The sequence below is a fragment of the Actinomycetospora sp. genome, from assembly GCF_055612215.1.
Map to the genome: position 1 here is coordinate 1 of NZ_JBVPVA010000549.1, position 1,294 is coordinate 1,294.

Annotated in this window: 1 protein-coding gene; it reads left to right on the top strand. The window is 70.4% G+C overall.

Features of this window, described 5'->3' with window-relative positions:
* A partial coding sequence (locus AC0CYZ_RS15290; RefSeq protein WP_472216778.1) for a molybdopterin-dependent oxidoreductase occupies positions 1–1,294 on the top strand: 1,294 nt, incomplete at both ends.

Genomic DNA, 1,294 nt, shown 5'->3' on the forward strand with positions numbered 1-1,294 from the left:
CCTCGGCGGGGCGACGCTGGACAACGAGGAGAACTACCTCCTCAAGAAGCTCTACACCGCGCTCGGCGCCGTCCAGGTGGAGAACCAGGCGCGCATTTGACACAGCTCCACCGTCCCCGGTCTGGGGACCAGCTTCGGTCGGGGCGGCGCCACGAACACGCAGCAGGACATCGCGCAGGCCGACTGCGTGGTGCTCGAGGGCTCGAACATGGCGGAGGCCCACCCGGTCGGCTTCCAGTGGGTCATGGAGGCGAAGCGCCGCGGCGCGACGATCATCCACGTCGATCCGCGCTTCACCCGGACGACCGCGGTCGCCGACGCCCACGTGCCGATCCGGCCCGGCACCGACATCGCGTTCCTCGGCGGGCTGATCAACCACGTCCTCACGGAGGGCAAGGACTTCCGCGAGTACGTCGTCGCCTACACGAACGCACCCATGATCGTCCGCGAGGACTTCGAGGACGCGGGTGACGAGGACGGGCTGTTCTCCGGCTGGGACCCCGAGACCCGCAGCTACGACACGTCCACCTGGCAGTACGAGGGGGCGGAGGTCGCGGCGGCGTCGGGCAACCGCGACCAGTGGGACGTCGTGTCGGGCTCGACCGCGGAGGGCGGCGGCGGAGGCGGCTCCGGCGACGACACCCACCGGGTCACCCACCTGCTCGGCCAGTCCGAGAGCGCCGGCTCCGGCGGGGCCTCGTTCCGCGGCGAGCCCGAGCGCGACGACACCCTGGAGCACCCCCGGTGCGTCTACCAGGTCCTCAAGCGGCACTTCGCCCGCTACACCCCGGAGATGGTCTCGCGGGTGTGCGGGATGAGCCCGGCGCAGTTCACCCAGGTCGCCGAGGCGATCTGCGCGAACTCCGGCCGCGAGCGCACCACGATGTGGGTCTACTCGGTGGGCTGGACCCAGCACACCGTCGGGGTGCAGTACATCCGCGCCGCGTCGATCCTGCAGGGGCTGCTCGGCAACATCGGCCGGCCCGGCGGCGGGATCATGGCCCTGCGCGGCCACGCCACGATCCAGGGCTCCACCGACATCCCGACGCTCTACGACCTGCTGCCCGGCTACATCCCCATGCCGAACGCGCACAAGGAGATGCACCTGCGGGAGTACCTGGCGGCCGACGCGGCGCAGAAGGGCTTCTGGGGCAACATGCCCGCCTACGTGATCAGCCTGCTCAAGGCCTGGTACGGCGACGCGGCGACGGCGGAGAACGACTACTGCTTCGACCGCATGCCCCGCATCTCCGGGGACCACTCGACGTTCACGACCGTCCTCAAGATGATCGAC